We start from the raw sequence: 15,379 nt of genomic DNA, 5'->3' as shown, positions 1-15,379 counted from the left end.
TATGAGTAACTGGAAGGATACAGTACGAACGGATGAGTTTGACGATTTGGTGGCTGAAGTCTCCCTAAATCTTCTGCAAGCAACAGAACCAGTCCGGTTGTGCTTTGGGGTAGATACTACTTTAGAGGAGGCAAAAGCTGCTGAAGTGGTTGTAAACGAATTGCTGCAGAAGCTACCGAGTCTAGAAGGCACAATTGCTAATGCTGCGTTCAAATACTATCAGCTACTTGTCAAGGCATTAAGTGAATATGGTGAGTCGTATAGCCTTCCAGTCGCAGACGATGCTGCCGCTCTACGCCAATTCTACCAACTAATGGCAATTCATCTTCCCTTCGAACTTGAAGCAGGTCATTTTGGCCTTGAGTTTAGGTGTGAATTCGAGGAAGAGCACGGAATGGGAATACGGTTTCGTAACTGGCAAATTGAGGAAGTAGGAGACGGATCAGAAGCCTTTTCTCTTGATTAAGGTCAAGCAATACATCTACTACCTAACCAATTACACAACTTTGAGCACCAGCAATAAAACCATAGTACTCCTCGGTGGTGGGGCCCGCGAACATGCTATGGCGTGGAAACTGACCCGCGACGGGGCTACCGTGCACGTACTGCCCGGCAACGGCGGTATTCCTAACAGCCACCCCGACCTCAGCGCCACCGACTTTCCCGCCATTCAACGCTTCTGCGAAGCCCACGGGGTAAAGCTGATTGTGGTAGGGCCCGAGGCGCCGCTGGCTGCCGGCGTGACGGATTACTTCGCCGGTACTGACATTCGGGTGTTTGGTCCCAGCCGGGCCGGGGCCACGCTGGAAAGCTCCAAGGTGTGGAGCAAGGACTTTATGCGGCGGCATGGGGTAGCCACGGCCTTATCGTGGCAGTACCGCAGCGACAAGCTAGCCGAAGCCCGCGCCAAAGCTACCGAGCTGGATGGGCAGGTAGTGGTGAAATACGACGGGCTGGCGGCCGGTAAAGGCGTGTACGTGTGCTCTTCAGTAGAAGAAGCCCACGCGGCCCTCGACGACTTGCAACAGCAGCACACCGGCTGGTTTAGCTTCCTTCTGGAGGAAAAACTGAACGGCCCAGAAATCAGCATTATTGGCGTGACGGACGGCAACCGCATCCGCCTGCTGGCCCCGTCTCAGGACCACAAGCAGCTGCTGGCCGGCGACCAGGGCCCCAACACCGGCGGCATGGGTGCCTATTGCCCCGTCCCGTTCTGCGACGACAACATCCTGGCCGCCATCCGCACCAGTATCGTGGACCCCACGTTGCGCGGGCTGCAAAACGAGCAGTTTGACTTCAAAGGCTTCCTATACTTCGGCATCATGCTCACGCCCCAGGGTCCGAAGCTGCTGGAATACAACGTGCGCCTCGGCGACCCGGAAGCCGAAGTACTGCTGCCGGCCCTGGAAAGCAGCCTGCTCGAACTCATTGAAGCTACCTTGGATGGCAAGCTCCAGCAAACGGTGGTGCGCCAACGCCGCGGCTACTACGTGGGCGTAGTGCTGGCCTCGGGCGGCTACCCGGCAGCCCAATTCCCGACGGGTTTTCCCATTACCGGCCTCGAGGAACTGCACCCCAGCGTCCTCGCATTCCATGGTGCTACCAAGCGTACTGCTGAGGGTGAGCTTGTGACCAGCGGCGGCCGGGTAATGGTGCTGGTGGGGCACGGCGAGGAGCTGGAAGATGCTGTGAATCACGTGTATAGAGAAGTGGAAAGAGTTAAATTTCAGGATGTCTACATCCGTACCGATATCGGCCAGCGGCCCGAACCAATCGGTATTTTTAGCGCAGTGCGGTGAAGAAAAACACAGGACATCCGGATGCCTCACACCCCAGCTCCTCTTTGCGTGAGAAGGGGGCAGGAGGGGAGGCCAAACGCCTCGCCATTCTTCTCTCCGGTCGGGGCTCCAACATGGTAGCCTTGGTGCAGGCCGTGCAAAACGGCGTGTTGCAGGGCTTGGCTGAGGTAGCCGTGGTGTTCAGCAACAAGCCCGATGCCCCTGGCCTGGAAACGGCTGCTGGGCTGGGCTGCCCTACCGCCAGCCTCAGCAGCCAGGGCCGCAAGCGTGCGGAGTACGATGCCGAGGTAGTAGAAATCCTGAACTACTATCAGCCCGATTACGTGGTGCTGGCTGGTTACATGCGCATTCTGTCGCCTACGTTTATTCGGGCGTTTGCCGGGCGCATTCTTAACATTCATCCCGCCGATACGCACCAGCACCAGGGCTTGCACGCCTACGAGTGGGCCTTTGAAAATCAGCTGCCGGAAACCAAAATCACGGTGCATCTGGTTGATGAGGGGCTGGACACCGGCCCCATTCTAGCCCAGCACCCCGTGGATTTGCGCGGGCTGACACCTTGGGCGAAGTAGAGCGCCGCGGCCTGGCCGTGGAGCACCTGCTGTACGCCAATACCCTAGCCCGCCTCATGCAAGGCGAGCTATCCATTTCTGCCTCCGAAACGGCTGCCGTTTCACCTCCTACCCCGAGCCTCTGGTGCCATTCTCGTCCGGTTCTTCTGCCGAAGATGCCGGGGTGAGGCTATTCGTTGAACATCACCACCCACCCCGGAATCCAGCTACCACCTGGCAACTGATAACACACTACCGACATGTGCGGAATTGTAGGTTTTTACGGCCCCGATGACGTCGCCCACGACATCGTATTTGGGTTGACGGCGCTTCAGCACCGCGGCCAGGATGCGGCCGGCATAGCCACCTTCGACGACAACTTCCACCTCTGCAAAGGCAACGGCCTGATTGCCGACGTGTTCCGTCCTAAGCAACTCAAGAAGCTGAAGGGCAACATCGGCATCGGCCACGCCCGCTACACCACTCAGGGCTCCAACGATGCCGAGCTAGCCCAGCCGTTCACCACCAGCTACCCCTTCGGGCTGGCCATGGTGCACAACGGCAACGTCATCAACTTTCGGCAGGCTGCCAAGCGCCTGCACGAGAAGTACCACGTGTTGCCCAAAACCAGCAACGACCTGGAGCTGATCATGTACACCTTCGCCTCGGAGCTGCGGCTGAAAAACCTCGACAACCTCTCGGTTATCGACATCTTCGACGCCGTGGAAACCACCCAGGAGCTAGTGAAGGGCGCCTACGCTACCATTACTGTCATTGCCGGGCACGGCCTGCTGGCCTTCAACGACCCCCTGGCCATCCGGCCCCTGGTGCTGGGTTGCCGCCAGACGGAGAAAGGCCCAATCTATGCCTTTGCCTCCGAAAGCACCTGTTTTGACTACCTCGGGTTTGAGTTTATCAAGAACGTAGGACCCGGCCAGGCAGTGTTTATCGACAAGGATTTTAAGGTTCACTATAAAAACCCCTATGCCCAGCCCAAGGCGTTCTGCGTGTTCGAGCACATCTACTTCGCGCGGGAAGATTCCACCATTCACGGCCGCCTAGTGGCCCGGGAGCGGGTGCGGCTGGGTAAGATGCTGGCCCGTAAGGTCATCGAATCAGGTATTCAGCCGGATATGGTGATTGACGTGCCTTCGTCAGGCTACTTCTCAGCGTCCGGCCTGGCCGAGGCCATTGGGGTGCCTTACCGCCGGGCCTTGGTGAAAAACAACCACATGGGCCGCTCCTTCATTGTAAGCAGCCAAGCCGGCCGCGAGGACATCGTCAAGAAAAAGCTCAACCCTATCCGGGAGTTCGTGGAAGGCAAGAAGATTGCCGTGGTCGATGACAGCATTGTGCGCGGCACTACCTCGCGGCGCATCGTGCGCATCCTGCGCGAGGCGGGGGCCACGGAGGTGTACTTCATCAGCAGTGCCCCGCCCATCGTCTCGCCCTGCATCTATGGCATTGATATGGCCATGAGCACCGAGCTGATTGCCGCCAACTACACGGAGGAGGAAATCTGCCGCTACATTGAGGCCGATAAGGTTATCTATCAGTCGATTGAGGACTTGCAGGAGCTGTTCTCGGAGGAGAAGGGCCACGGCGGCAACTGCTTTGCCTGCTTCACCGGCCACTACCCCACCGGCGACGTGACCAAGTACCTGCGCCACATTCAGGAGGAGCGCCAAAGCCACCGCTCCGACAAAAAGCAAGGCACCGATTCTACACCCTCCGTAAGTGCCAAAGCCCCCGAGCCCACCGAGCATTAGTAAGTTGGAAGCTAGTAGTCAGAAGCTAGAATTCGTTCTAGTGGCTTGCTGAACCTGCATCTGTTGCACCTCTAGCTTCTTCACTTTCCTCCTAGCTCCTAACTTCTAGCTTCTAGCTTCTTTCTACCTATGTCCTCCTCCCAGAAACCCGCCGGTTACGACATCGACCTCGGCAACGAATGCTCCCGCAACGCCTACGCCTGGTCTAAGAAAACCTTTCCGAACCGGGCCGGCAAGCCTGGGGAGGCAGCCCAGGACCTGGACGGCGGCTTTGCCAACGAAATTCGCTTCGGCAACGCCCGCTTGGGCATCAGTTCCGACGGTATCGGGACGAAGATTGAGGTAGCGGAGCGGGTAGGGAAATTCGATACGCTCGGCTACGACCTAGTAGCCATGACGGCCGATGACCTTATCGTGGGCGGCTTCGTACCCACCAACCTCAGCAACATCATCGACGTGAATACCCTCGATTACGAGGTGATTGACGAGCTGATGCGCGGCCTGCACGACGCCTGCAACTTTGCCGAAGTTGCCATTACGGGTGGTGAAATTGCTGAATTGGGCAACCGCATCGGGGCTGGGCGGGTGCCCGCATGAACTTTAACTGGTGCTCCACGGCCATCGGTAGTCTGCACCCTAGCCTGGAGCGCCCCTTGAGCGGCGCGGGCGTGCAAGCCGGCCAAGCGGTAGTAGCGCTTCGTTCGCCGAGCTTCCGCTCCAACGGCTTCTCCTTGGCCCGCCGCACCCTCCAAAATCTGTTCGGCGAAAACTGGCATTCGGCCCCGTACGACGGCCCGGACGCTACCCCCCACGGCAGCGCTGGCCACACCTGGGGCGAGGTGCTGCTTGCGCCTTCCCTGATCTACTCGCCCGGCGTGGCGCGGGTGCTGGATGCGGGCCTGCCGCTCTACGCCGCGGCCCACATCACGGGCGGCGGCATTGCTGATAACTTCAAGCGGGTGCTTAAAAACGGCGTCGGTGCTGAGCTGACCAACCTCTTCGGGCCCCTGCCCGCCATGCAGAAACTCACGGAGCTAGCCGGCATCACCCCTGCCGACGCCTACCTCTACTGGAACATGGGTAACGGCATGCTCCTCGTCACCGACGAAGCCCAGGCCGAAGCCGTAGCCGCCAGCCTCCGCAGCCAGGGCTACGATGCGCAGGTTGCCGGCCGCATTACGCCGGAGCCCGGTATTCGGCTAAACGTGGGTGCTGGCGAGTTGCGCTACGAAGCATAAGCACGGACCAGATGGAGCAGCAGTGGTTGGAGCCTTGGTTTGCGTTGCCGGAAGCGAGCCAAGTGGCTGTAGAAGCGGAATTGCGCCGGGAGCTAGTGCCGTGCCACTCGCTGCATGCCGTTGCGGCCGTAGCCGTTGGCCGGAGCGCGGCCAGTGATGATGTGCTGTTTCGCCTGCTTAACGCCGAGCATGAGTACGCACTGGTGCACCTCACCTGGGCTGGCCGGCCGGAAAGAAGTGAGAAATGGCCCTACACCGAGCTCTATAAAACCTGGCATGACTTCCTGACGCAGCGCATGCAACAAGATCAGTTGGAATACAAGGAATAAACTCACCGAAAGCCTCGCCGGTAAATCCGCGGGCTTTTTCTGTGGGGCACCGCCGATAAAGGAAGTCATTGCCTGTAGAAAAAGCGACTGACCTTGTCAGTCTAAGCTATTTTACGGCCAAGACGGTAACGACCCCAGTTTGCTTATCTACCTCGAAGGCCGCTTTGTTCGGCATCCGGCCCGCCCAGTCGGTGCGGGGAACCAGAACTTGCCAGTGGTTTTCTACCTCCAGGGCGCGGGCCGAATCTAACTGGTACAGGGCCGCGTTGGGCTGCTGCTGCACAAAACGGGCCACGGCGGCGCGGGCGGCGGCTTCAGTAGAAGCTCCAGCTGCTGGAGTAGTGGCCGTTTCGCTGGCCTGAGCAGGAGTAGCTGTTACAGGCTGAGCCGGTTGGCAGCTGCTGAACCCCACCCAAGAGGCCAGCATCAGCAGAAAGGTAAAACGCATAGGCATGGGCGCAAGGTGGGCAAGGAGCCGGCCAAGTTAGGAAGGGGCTGGCCCAAAGCTGCTGAAGCCCGACCATTCGTAAAAAGTCGGCCATCAGGAGCCCGGCAAAAAGCTACGCGGCGAGCGGCTCAATATCAAATCCGGCCTGCGACACTGACTTCATAACCAGTTCCGGAATGGGGTTTGCACCTTCCACCGTCAGGATTTTATCGGGGTTATTGGTGTCAACACTCCACTTTTCTACGCTGGCTTCTGCATCGAGGAAGGGCGTGACGGCGCGCAGGCAGTTAGCGCAATTAATGCTGGTTTTGAACCGAAGAGTAGTCATATGGCAGGGATGGTTAGAACAATGAAACAGCTACGCAAATAGCTAGCGGCGAGGCCGGAAGTGCTAGTATAACAAAGCACTTCCAAAAGTAGTGGCGGCAGCGGGCCAGCAGGTATAGACTTTCGCGGCGGCCGTATATAGTTTTGATGTCTCGGGCCGGTTCGAAAACCGGGCGTAGTCAACGAGGGTAACAGCACATGGCAATGGATAAGAACGAGTTTTGGCAAATCATTGATTCGACCAGGGAAGCTGCGCTGGGTGACCAGGAGCGCCACCAGCAGGCCCTGATAAGCCGCTTGGAAAGCTACTCGCCCGAACAGATAGTAGAGTTTGAATGCCTGCTGCGCCAACACGTGTTGGAGGCCGATACCTTCCTCATCATGGCCGCCCAGAAAATCATTGACGGCTACGTTTCCGAGGACCCGTATCTGTACTTCCGGTGCTGGCTGGTTGGGCAGGGCGAAACCGTATTCACAGAAGCCCTGCGCAACCCCGATTCCCTGGCTCCCTTACTTCACGACCCATATCAGGAGTTTGAGGCCCTGCTCTACGTGGCCGGCCTGGCCTACGCCCGCCGCACCGGCAAGCAGGAGGAAGACGACACCTTCCCCGGGCCGTGGCCCTCACCCGCGGCCTGGATTACGCCGACTCCGTAACCACCGGCGAAGACTGGACGGAAAACCAGCTACCCAAAATGCTACCCCGCCTCTGGAAGAAGTTCGGCGCTTTGTAATAAGTAGTTGGTTGCTGCGAGGGCAGAGAATGGCTCCTTCAAGTCGGGACTATAAGCTTCTGTTCTGAGCTCAGAAGAGCTGTTCGCTCACGTGAGTAAGCCACTACGCGGGCCGTTGGGGCCGTTTCTCCAGAATCAAGTTGGTGCGGAAGGTGTTCAGGGTTTCCTCCAGGCCGACGGGGTAGGTGTGCGGGTTCAGGAAGCGGCGGATGCTGGGGTCAAGGGCTAGCACCTCCCGGTGGGCGCGGGCGCGGCTTTCTTGCAACGTGGGCAATTGGTGCACCAGCTGGCCGCGGCGGAAAATAGGCTCCAGCAGTTCCCGGTAGGTCGCATCGGGGCGCACGGGGCGGCGGCGGGTAGCGTCCAAGGGGTCGACAAGGGTGAGCTGGTCGGGCAGGGGCTCAGCTACGTTGTAGAGCATGTCGGCGCGGGGCTGACCTTTTTCGCTTTCGTAGCGGCGTACCTGCAAAATGCCCGGAATGCTGGTTTTCGCTAGTTGCTCCGAGAGCTTGATAGTAAAGTCCCAGCCCGAATCATCTGGCTTGCGCAGGGCAGCCATTTTATACACTCCTCCTAGGGCCGGCTGGTCGTAGGCCGTTACTAGCTGCGTGCCAATGCCCCAGGTATCAATTTTGGCCCCTTGCTGCTTGAGGCTGGTGATAAGATTTTCTTCCAGGTCATTGCTGGCCACGATGCGCACATTCTCGAACCCTGCTTCATTGAGCAAAGCCCGAGCCTCGCGGCTGAGGTAGGCTAAGTCCCCGGAGTCGAGGCGGATGCCGCCCAGTTCGTGGCCCTTGGCGCGCAGCTCCCGGGCTACGCTAATGGCGTGGCGCACGCCTTCCAGCGTGTCGTAGGTGTCCACCAGAAAAACGGAATCATCGGGGAAGGCCTGGGCGTAGGCGGCAAAAGCTTCTTGCTCCTGCTCAAACGCCATTACCCAACTGTGGGCGTGGGTACCCTTTACCGGAATGCCGAAGCGCTGTCCGGCCAGCACGTTAGAAGTTGCATCAACTCCGCCGAGGTAGGCGGCGCGGCTGGCGCTCAAGCCGCCATCAAAGCCCTGGGCCCGGCGCAACCCAAATTCCAGCACCGTGTCGGAGCCGGCCGCCTCTCGAATGCGCGAAGCCTTGGTGGCAATCAGCGTTTGGAAGTTGACGAGTGTCAGGAGGGCCGTTTCCACCAGTTGAGCCTGCAATAGCGGACCCTGCACCCGAATTAGGGGCTCATTGGCAAACACCACAGTGCCTTCCGCAACAGCATCCACGTCGCAGCTGAACTTTAGCTCGCGGAGGTAGGCCAGGAATTCTGACGGAAACATGACCCCGCCCTTGGCGCTTTTCAGGCTGCCGAGGTAGCGCAAATCGTCTTCGGAAAACTGCAGGTTCTGCAGAAAATCGACCACGTAGGCTAGGCCCGCGCCCACGGCGTAGCCACCCGCAAACGGCGGCCGGCGGAAGTACAAGTGAAATACAGCCTCGCGGTCCTGCATGCCCTGCTGCCAGTAGCCGTAGGCCATGGTAACCTGGTAAAGGTCGGTGAGCAGGCTTAGGGAGGGAGCGTAGAGGCCGGAAAGCGGAGCAGAATTCATGCGGGCAACGGTTGAGATGCCGCAGCTTACGCAGAATATTTCATTCCATCGATGGCCCCGCCGCTTCTACCTGTATTCCGCCCGTACAGTACTGCCCGGGTACCATTAGCGGTTCATTCGAAAGCTTCTGACTATCGGGAAGTTACCAGCCACCGTGTCTGCGTGAAGGCCAAGAACTAGTGCACAAGCACGTGCTGGCTCCGGCAGTACCGCTCGGCATCGAGCAAGGAGGGAACTACGGGCGGGCAGCTGGAGGTAGGCAGGCGGGCCAGCAACTGGTGGGCTGAGTCGCCGAGGTGGCACAGCACTAACGGAATCTGCCGCTCGCGCAGGCGCTGGTAGTAGCGCACCAGCAGCCGCAGCGTAGAAAAGGAAAGGTTACGCAGGTGGCTACAATCAATCCAGATGCTGGGCTTACCGCTCCGAATGGCCCGGCGCAGGGCGTACGAGAGTTGGGCCCGCGCCGTGGGCTGGCTATCATCGGTGAGGATGAGCAGGTAGCTCTCAGGAAGAATTTCACGGTAGACTTCCATAGTAAGAAAGGGGTAGCACAGGTGAAACCAAATACGTCACAGCGTCTTCCGCACAACTTCTAAGCCCTGGGCTCTAGGTAAGGAAACGTACTACAATATACGGGTACTATATTCGATAAAGTAGGTGTAAAACACTGATTTATAGATAAGTGATTCTACTGAATACGGCGGCGCGGAGTACCCATGCGGCGGGAAGCCCGGGCCAGGCACGTGCGGGCCGAGCCCGGTGCCGCCTCGGCAGCAATACTAGCTAGCCTCCAAGGCAATACGGCCAACGCAAAATGGTAGGACCGGCCCGAAAGGGTGGGGGAGGCCAGAAGGTGAAAGAACCCGGCCAGTGATGAGAAAAGGCCCGCTTTCCGCCCGGATGTGGCAGCTCCCATGCAGCCTTCACAGTAGTTATTCCGTACTATTGGCGAGCTGTGGCCACGTGGCCTTTCTACTGCTGAGTTTGAATCGACCCCTCTATGATTCGTGTATTGCTTGCTGATGACCATACCATTCTGCGGGACGGTATCCGGGCCATTCTCTCGCGTGAGCCTGATATTCAGGTGGTAGGCGAAGCCAGCAATGGCCAGGCACTATTAAATCTGCTGACAACTACCCCGGCCGATGTAGTGCTGATGGACGTCAACATGCCCGTCATGGATGGCTTCGTTACCATGGACTCCCTCCGTACTCACTTTCCGGAAACGCAGGTGCTCGTGCTGTCTATGCTCGACCACGAGAGTTACGTGCATCGGATGTTGCAGGCCGGGGCGCGGGGTTACGCGCTAAAAAATGCGGAAAGCGCTGAAATCACCCACGGCATCCGCACGGTAGCGGCGGGCCGGCCGTTTTTGTGCTCCGAAATCGGCCTCAGTCTGCTCAACCGCACGATGCAGCGGGCGGCACCCGAACGAGCTACCCCGGTAAGCGAGGCCGCCGAGCCGCACCCCTCCTTTACCATGGCGCTGCACCGCAACGGCCCCGTAGAACTATCGGTGCGGGAAATGGAGGTGCTCAAGCTGATTGCCGAAGGGCTGACCAACGCGGAAATAGCGGATCAGCTCTTTGCCAGCAAGCGCACCATTGAAACGCACCGCCAGAACATCATCGAAAAAACCCAGGCCAAAAACACGGCTGCCCTCATCCGCTACGCCATGATGCACGGCCTGATAGAGTGAGTGGTGAACTAGTGAGGTGGTGAACTGGTGAGTTTGACGTTCCGCTGGCGCCACTTGCGCAGGTAGAACGTCAAACTCACTATTTCACACCTCACTAGTTCACCACTCCAACGTAGCCGCGACGGGAATCGAACCCATATCAAGCGTTTAGGAAACGCCTATTCTATCCGTTGAACTACGCAGCCAGGGGCACCCCTTCTTACAAAGCTACGCGGAAAGCGGCGGCCTCGCAAAACTACTTGGCGGGCGCCGCGTCCCTGGGCGGGCCCGTTGCGTATCTTCGCCTCCCTCACCCTTACTTCCCTCCTGGCTTCATGGGTTTATTGGACGACTTGCGCGCTGACCGCCGGGCCGCCGGCGAGTTGCCGCGCTCCGGAGCCGACAAGCAGCAGCCTGCCTTGCTGCTGATTCCGGATATCAGCGGCTTTACGCGCTTTATTGAGGAGTCAGGAAGTGTACAGGCTCCGTTTCTGGTAGCCGATCTGTTGGAAATTCTCATCGAAGCCAACACCCTAAACCTACAGGTAAACGAAATTCAGGGCGATGCGGTACTGTTTTATCGGCTGGGGCCACCGCCGCCGGTAGCTGAACTGGTACGGCAGTGCCGCCGCATCTACCTCGATTTTCAGAACTACCTGCGCATTGTAGCCCGCGACACGGGCTCGGAGCTGGCAGCGGCCCTGCACGAGCTGGCCCTCACGTTGAAAATTGTAGTGCACTACGGCCGCGTGAGCGTAGCCCGGATTCGGGAGTATACCAAGCTCATGGGCCGCGACGTAATTGTGGTGCACCGCTTGCTCAAGAATAACATTACGGGCTCCGAATACATTCTGCTCTCGGAGGGCTACCTAGCTACCCAGGACCCGGCCGCGCTGAGGCAGGCGTTTTCCTGGACGCGGCTGCTGCCCGGCGCTACTTACTACGAGTACCTCGGCGAAACGCCCTACCACTACGCCAGTCTCTCGCCCCTGCGGCTGCTGCTCAACAGCCCGGAAATAGACGATGACGTGCCGTTGGGCCGGGCTGCGCCCTGAAAGTGCGCCGGGCCCTGCGCGTGCCCGCTCCCTACGCCGTGCGGCTCATTACCAATTTCCGGTTGCGGCCGCGCTGGATGGAGGGCGCCACTGCCGTGCACTACGATGTCACCAAGGCCGGTCGCCTCGGCACCAGCTATAAAGTGGATGTATTCGGGGGCAAATTGACTTTCAGGCCGTGCAGCAGTTCGAGGATGAGGATGGCCGTCTGGAGTACGTGGAGAAGATTTCCCACTTCCGCCTCTTCCCCAACTCCCTGCTATTCTACGGCATTGAGGCCGTAACGCTCGACGCCTGTTTAGTAACGATAGAGCTACGCTACGGCCACATTGCCAGTCCTAGCCGCCTCGTCCGCTTCGGACAGCTCCGCCGCCTACACCGTTTCCTGGGCCGCTCCCTGCATAACCTAGCGGAGTTGGTAGAGAAGCGGTGAAGCAGTGAGGTGGTGCATGAGTGATTGAGTGAAGTAGTAAGTGGTGTCATGGCGAGGGTATCGACGCCATCCGTCTTGGCCAGCGGGCTACCCCTGAAATGTAATAAGCCCTTACCGCCGCGCTGGCAGTAAGGGCTTGTCTCGTTTCTAGGCTATTTACAGAGAGGAGGAGGCTGACGTCGCACTGCTCGCTATAACGCTTCACTCAATCACTCATGCACCACCTCAGCGTTTAGACTTTGTAGAGCAGGGCGATACCGAATGATAGCGCCGTCAGGATCAGACCTACCATAAAGATGGTGTAGCTCAGGCGCAACAGGCGGTACTTTTTGGTTAGCACGTCGCCGAGGTAGTAAATGTCCGTCACCATGTTGGTGTAGAGCGCCTCTTTCTGGCCCATGATTTCCGTCATGCCGTGCTGAAAGTCGTCGAGGCTGAGCTTGCTGAAGTTACCAAAGAACAGCAGGTTTACCCGGCGGTTAGTGGCAATCTGGGGGCTGCGCTTAAGCCACTTGAAGCTCGTCACGTCGGGTTGGGCGCAGAGAATGGCGGTAATAACCGAGGCCAGCGCCGTGGCCAGCAGAATGCCCATCGGCACCGCAATAATGGGGTTCCGGATTAGGCCCACGTTGCTGAGGGCGGCAGTTTTGCTACCTAGCTTGGCGCCGAAGTACGTAATAATCAGCGACATGAGGACCGCGTTCAGCGAAATCATCATGTTCGCCTTCTTATCAGCCATGTCCGAGAGCTTCATGTGGTTGCTATACATGGTCCGGAACATGGTTTCGATGCCGCGCTTGGGCTCAGCAAACGTGCCGCCTTCTTCCTCCTTTTTCTTCTTGTTCTTCTTTTCGGTTTTCTTGAGCTGCTTGCGCTGCTCCTTTATATTTTCCTTGAACTGCTCCTCGTACCGCTCTCTGGCAGCTTTCGTGTAGTACTTGCCGGCTAGCAGGAAAGCCAACTGGTTGTCGGCCCACTCCGTGTTAGAGTAGGTTTTGCCGCCGGTGGCTTCCCACTCGGCCCGCAGTAGCTCGCCCTCGGCAAAGAAACTCTCGCGGCCCATATTGCTCATATCGGCATCCACCAGCAGCTGTTCCAGCTCGGTTTCGCGCTTGGCGTCGCGGTGAGTGGCCCGAATCAGGTTCTGCACCACGGCAATGCGCTCCTCAGGGTAGCCTTGCTGGCGCAGCCACTCGCCGGCCATTTCCGCGCTCCGGAACTCGTGGCCGTCGTACACTTCCGTGTAGCCCACATCATGGAACCAAGCCGCCAGCAGCAGCGCCTCCTGATCGGTCTCGCTGAGCCCCGCCGCTTCGCCCAGGGCCCGCGCCTCCTTTACCACAGTGGCCGTGTGCTTGGGGGAATGATACACGAGCTGGGCCGGGAGCTTTTTCTCCAGCAACGCCAGCACGTAGGCCTTGGCATTTTTTACAATTTCGGCCTTAGCCGGTTTCTGAACTAGAATGGTTTCCATCAGGGCAGACAACAAACAACAGCGAGGAGCTGTTCGGCTTACAACGCGATTCGCGGCGCGGGGTTTTCGGGCCACGCGCCCCAACCGTAACGAAGGGAATTGCGTACGGCAGCGCACCGTACCTATGCGTAACAACTACCTTAGTCGTTACTGGTAAGTTTACCGTATTTCCTGAACATCCGTTCTCTTTCCTTGGTGCCCTCACCCAGCCCTTTGCTTTCTCGCTACCTCTCTTCTAGTATGAGCAGAAATTTTCTGTCCTGTTGCCTGCTGCTGGCCCTGGCCGGTGCCGCTGCCCCGGTGGCAATGGCCCAGCAGCAACCCACGCAGACGCCCCACCCCGAGCGGCCCAATTACCGCCGGGGAGGGCTGAACTGGGAAGCTAAAACGCCACCCGACAGCTCCCGCATTCGCTACACCGTGTTTCTGATTGGCGACGTGGGTAAGCCGATTCCGGAGGCCGAAGGCGGCGAGCCGTCTTTGAACTACATGCGCAAGCAGATTCTGGCTGCCGGCGCCAAAAGCACCACGGTCTACCTCGGAGATAATATCTACGAGTACGGCATGCCGGAAGCCAAGGCCTCCGACCGCCCGGAATCAGAGCGGCGCATCATCGACCAGATGAAAATTCTGCGCGACTACCAGGGCGAGAAATACATGATTCCGGGCAACCACGACTGGAAGCAGGGCTTGCGCGGGGCTGTGGACCAAGTAAACCGGGAACAGTTTTTCGTGGAAAGCTACCTGCAGAGCGACTCGGCAGCCTTTCCTTACACCGGCGACTTCTTCCTCCCCCGCGACGCCTGTCCCGGGCCGGTAGAGGTGCGCTTGCAGGACGATGTGGTGCTGATTGCCATTAACTCCCAGTGGTTTCTGCAAACTTCCGGTGAGCGGCCCTACGGAGCCAACAGCGGCTGCGGGGTAGCCAATGAAACGGATTTCTTTACCCAGCTGGAAGACATCATTCAGCGCAACGCGGGCAAGAACATTGTGGTGGTAGCTCACCACCCGCTGTTTTCCGACGGTATTCACGGTGGCTACTTCACCCTGGGGACCATTTCTTCCCCTTGTCCATCGTGTTCAAGTACGCCTTCGTGCCCCTGCCCATCATTGGCTCCATATACCCGTTTGCTCGCAAGTACGGCGGGGTAAGTCAGGATATTCCGCACCCCTTGTACCAAGCGTATAAGAAGGGGCTGATGGAGATTTTCCAGAAGTACCCCAACGTGGTGTACGCTGCCGGTCACGAGCACAACCTGCAGTTCCAGAAGGAAGGCAACCTCAATCACATTGTTAGCGGCTCGGGCTGCAAAACCCAGCACGTGAAGCCTGGTAGCGGCGGCGACGCCCTGTTCTCCGACAAAGAGAAGGGGTTTGCCCGGGTTAACTACTACGACAACGGGAGGTCTGGACGGAATTCTACGTACCAAATGGTACGGGTGAAACCGGCCGTCTTGTATTCCGCACGCCCATGTACGCCCAGCAGGCCATGGCCTCCACCGACTCGGTGGCGCGGCCTACCGGCGCCCCGCGGCCCAACTTTGCTGATAGCACCGTAACGGTAGCCGTCAACCCCAACTACGTGAATCGTAGCGGAGTACACAAGCTGTTCTTCGGCAAGCATTACCGCCAGGAGTGGGCCACGCCGGTGCAGTTTCCGGTGCTGGACCTAGCTACCGAAAAGGGTGGCTTGACGCCTTACAAAATCGGGGGCGGCAAGCAAACGGCTTCCCTGAAAGTACGCAACGAGGAAGGGCGCAATTTCACGATTCGCAGCCTGAATAAGGACCCCTCGGCGGTGCTGCCGGAAGCCCTGCGCGAAGGTGCCGCCGCCGACATCCTGCAGGACCAGATTTCGGCCCAGCATCCCTACGCCTCCATTGCCATTCCGCCCTGGCTAAGGCCGCCGGCATTCTGTACACCAACCCTGAGCTGCGCTACATCCCTCAGGAC

The 15,379-nt window shown here is 58.8% G+C and carries 19 protein-coding genes and 1 tRNA gene; 14 read left to right on the top strand and 6 right to left on the bottom strand.

Annotated elements, in window-relative coordinates; translation table 11 throughout:
• Position 1: 1 nt before the first annotated feature.
• The 8 genes from MUN84_RS09495 (at position 2) to MUN84_RS09460 (ending at position 5,686) form a co-directional block, all read left to right on the top strand.
• On the top strand, positions 2-466 hold the full coding sequence (locus tag MUN84_RS09495) for a DUF6985 domain-containing protein (RefSeq protein WP_244697767.1): 465 nt from the start codon (positions 2-4) through the stop codon (positions 464-466).
• Entirely contained in the window at positions 459-1,799 is a 1,341-nt protein-coding gene (purD, locus tag MUN84_RS09490; RefSeq protein WP_317239161.1) for a phosphoribosylamine--glycine ligase, read from the top strand. The genes MUN84_RS09495 and purD overlap by 8 nt, the downstream gene beginning before the upstream one ends.
• A gap of 44 nt (positions 1,800-1,843) precedes the next feature.
• Positions 1,844-2,371 carry a phosphoribosylglycinamide formyltransferase gene (gene purN / locus MUN84_RS09485; RefSeq protein ID WP_244697763.1) on the top strand — a complete coding sequence of 176 codons (528 nt, stop codon included), beginning with the start codon at positions 1,844-1,846 and terminating at the stop codon, positions 2,369-2,371.
• A complete protein-coding gene (locus tag MUN84_RS09480; protein ID WP_244697761.1) occupies positions 2,359-2,538 on the top strand; it encodes a hypothetical protein in 180 nt (59 codons plus the stop codon). Before purN ends, MUN84_RS09480 begins: the two co-directional genes overlap by 13 nt.
• A 72-nt stretch (positions 2,539-2,610) precedes the next feature.
• Entirely contained in the window at positions 2,611-4,119 is a 1,509-nt protein-coding gene (purF, locus tag MUN84_RS09475) for an amidophosphoribosyltransferase (protein ID WP_244697759.1), read from the top strand.
• Between the two features lie 129 nt (positions 4,120-4,248).
• Entirely contained in the window at positions 4,249-4,716 is a 468-nt protein-coding gene (locus tag MUN84_RS09470) for an AIR synthase related protein (protein ID WP_244697757.1), read from the top strand.
• On the top strand, positions 4,713-5,357 hold the full coding sequence (locus MUN84_RS09465) for an AIR synthase-related protein (protein WP_244697755.1): 645 nt from the start codon (positions 4,713-4,715) through the stop codon (positions 5,355-5,357). The genes MUN84_RS09470 and MUN84_RS09465 overlap by 4 nt, the downstream gene beginning before the upstream one ends.
• A gap of 62 nt (positions 5,358-5,419) precedes the next feature.
• Positions 5,420-5,686: a hypothetical protein gene (locus tag MUN84_RS09460; RefSeq protein ID WP_244697754.1), complete on the top strand. Its 267-nt coding sequence runs from the start codon at positions 5,420-5,422 to the stop codon at positions 5,684-5,686.
• 106 nt (positions 5,687-5,792) lie between these two features.
• Here MUN84_RS09460 and MUN84_RS09455 read toward each other — a convergent pair whose 3' ends face one another.
• Together MUN84_RS09455 and MUN84_RS09450 are read right to left on the bottom strand one after the other, a co-directional pair.
• Entirely contained in the window at positions 5,793-6,134 is a 342-nt protein-coding gene (locus MUN84_RS09455; RefSeq protein ID WP_244697752.1) for a hypothetical protein, read from the bottom strand.
• 112 nt (positions 6,135-6,246) lie between these two features.
• Positions 6,247-6,462: a heavy-metal-associated domain-containing protein gene (locus MUN84_RS09450; protein ID WP_244697750.1), complete on the bottom strand. Its 216-nt coding sequence runs from the start codon at positions 6,460-6,462 to the stop codon at positions 6,247-6,249.
• A 203-nt stretch (positions 6,463-6,665) separates the two neighbouring features.
• On the opposite strand from MUN84_RS09450, the gene MUN84_RS09445 reads away from it, so the two are divergent.
• Positions 6,666-7,118 carry a DUF4240 domain-containing protein gene (locus MUN84_RS09445; RefSeq protein ID WP_244697748.1) on the top strand — a complete coding sequence of 151 codons (453 nt, stop codon included), beginning with the start codon at positions 6,666-6,668 and terminating at the stop codon, positions 7,116-7,118.
• A 180-nt stretch (positions 7,119-7,298) separates the two neighbouring features.
• Here MUN84_RS09445 and MUN84_RS09440 read toward each other — a convergent pair whose 3' ends face one another.
• On the bottom strand, positions 7,299-8,786 hold the full coding sequence (locus tag MUN84_RS09440) for a nicotinate phosphoribosyltransferase (RefSeq protein WP_244697742.1): 1,488 nt from the start codon (positions 8,784-8,786) through the stop codon (positions 7,299-7,301).
• A 176-nt stretch (positions 8,787-8,962) separates the two neighbouring features.
• Positions 8,963-9,319, bottom strand: a complete 357-nt coding sequence (locus MUN84_RS09435; protein ID WP_244697741.1) for an STAS domain-containing protein — start codon at positions 9,317-9,319, stop codon at positions 8,963-8,965.
• A 467-nt stretch (positions 9,320-9,786) separates the two neighbouring features.
• On the opposite strand from MUN84_RS09435, the gene MUN84_RS09430 reads away from it, so the two are divergent.
• On the top strand, positions 9,787-10,485 hold the full coding sequence (locus tag MUN84_RS09430) for a response regulator (protein ID WP_244697740.1): 699 nt from the start codon (positions 9,787-9,789) through the stop codon (positions 10,483-10,485).
• Positions 10,486-10,598: 113 nt separating this feature from the next.
• Here the strand turns inward: MUN84_RS09430 and MUN84_RS09425 are convergent.
• Positions 10,599-10,670: transfer RNA gene (locus MUN84_RS09425), tRNA-Arg, on the bottom strand.
• A 129-nt stretch (positions 10,671-10,799) separates the two neighbouring features.
• Here MUN84_RS09425 and MUN84_RS09420 point away from each other — a divergent pair.
• Complete coding sequence (locus tag MUN84_RS09420; protein WP_244697738.1) at positions 10,800-11,519, top strand: DUF2652 domain-containing protein; 720 nt, start codon at positions 10,800-10,802, stop codon at positions 11,517-11,519.
• A gap of 178 nt (positions 11,520-11,697) precedes the next feature.
• Positions 11,698-11,952: a hypothetical protein gene (locus MUN84_RS09415; protein ID WP_244697737.1), complete on the top strand. Its 255-nt coding sequence runs from the start codon at positions 11,698-11,700 to the stop codon at positions 11,950-11,952.
• A gap of 232 nt (positions 11,953-12,184) precedes the next feature.
• Here MUN84_RS09415 and MUN84_RS09410 read toward each other — a convergent pair whose 3' ends face one another.
• The gene (locus tag MUN84_RS09410) at positions 12,185-13,426 is read right to left on the bottom strand and encodes a Pycsar system effector family protein (protein WP_244697735.1); all 1,242 of its coding nucleotides are present in this window, start codon (positions 13,424-13,426) and stop codon (positions 12,185-12,187) included.
• 240 nt (positions 13,427-13,666) lie between these two features.
• On the opposite strand from MUN84_RS09410, the gene MUN84_RS09405 reads away from it, so the two are divergent.
• Together MUN84_RS09405 and MUN84_RS09400 are read left to right on the top strand one after the other, a co-directional pair.
• Positions 13,667-14,578 carry a metallophosphoesterase gene (locus MUN84_RS09405; protein WP_244697733.1) on the top strand — a complete coding sequence of 304 codons (912 nt, stop codon included), beginning with the start codon at positions 13,667-13,669 and terminating at the stop codon, positions 14,576-14,578.
• Positions 14,494-14,985, top strand: a complete 492-nt coding sequence (locus tag MUN84_RS09400; protein ID WP_244697732.1) for a hypothetical protein — start codon at positions 14,494-14,496, stop codon at positions 14,983-14,985. Before MUN84_RS09405 ends, MUN84_RS09400 begins: the two co-directional genes overlap by 85 nt.
• Positions 14,986-15,379: the final 394 nt, after the last annotated feature.

Origin of the sequence: Hymenobacter sp. 5516J-16, assembly GCF_022919335.1 — a bacterium.
GTDB classification, from domain to species: Bacteria; Bacteroidota; Bacteroidia; order Cytophagales; family Hymenobacteraceae; genus Hymenobacter; species Hymenobacter sublimis.
This window is presented reverse-complemented; position numbering and strand designations above follow the sequence as displayed.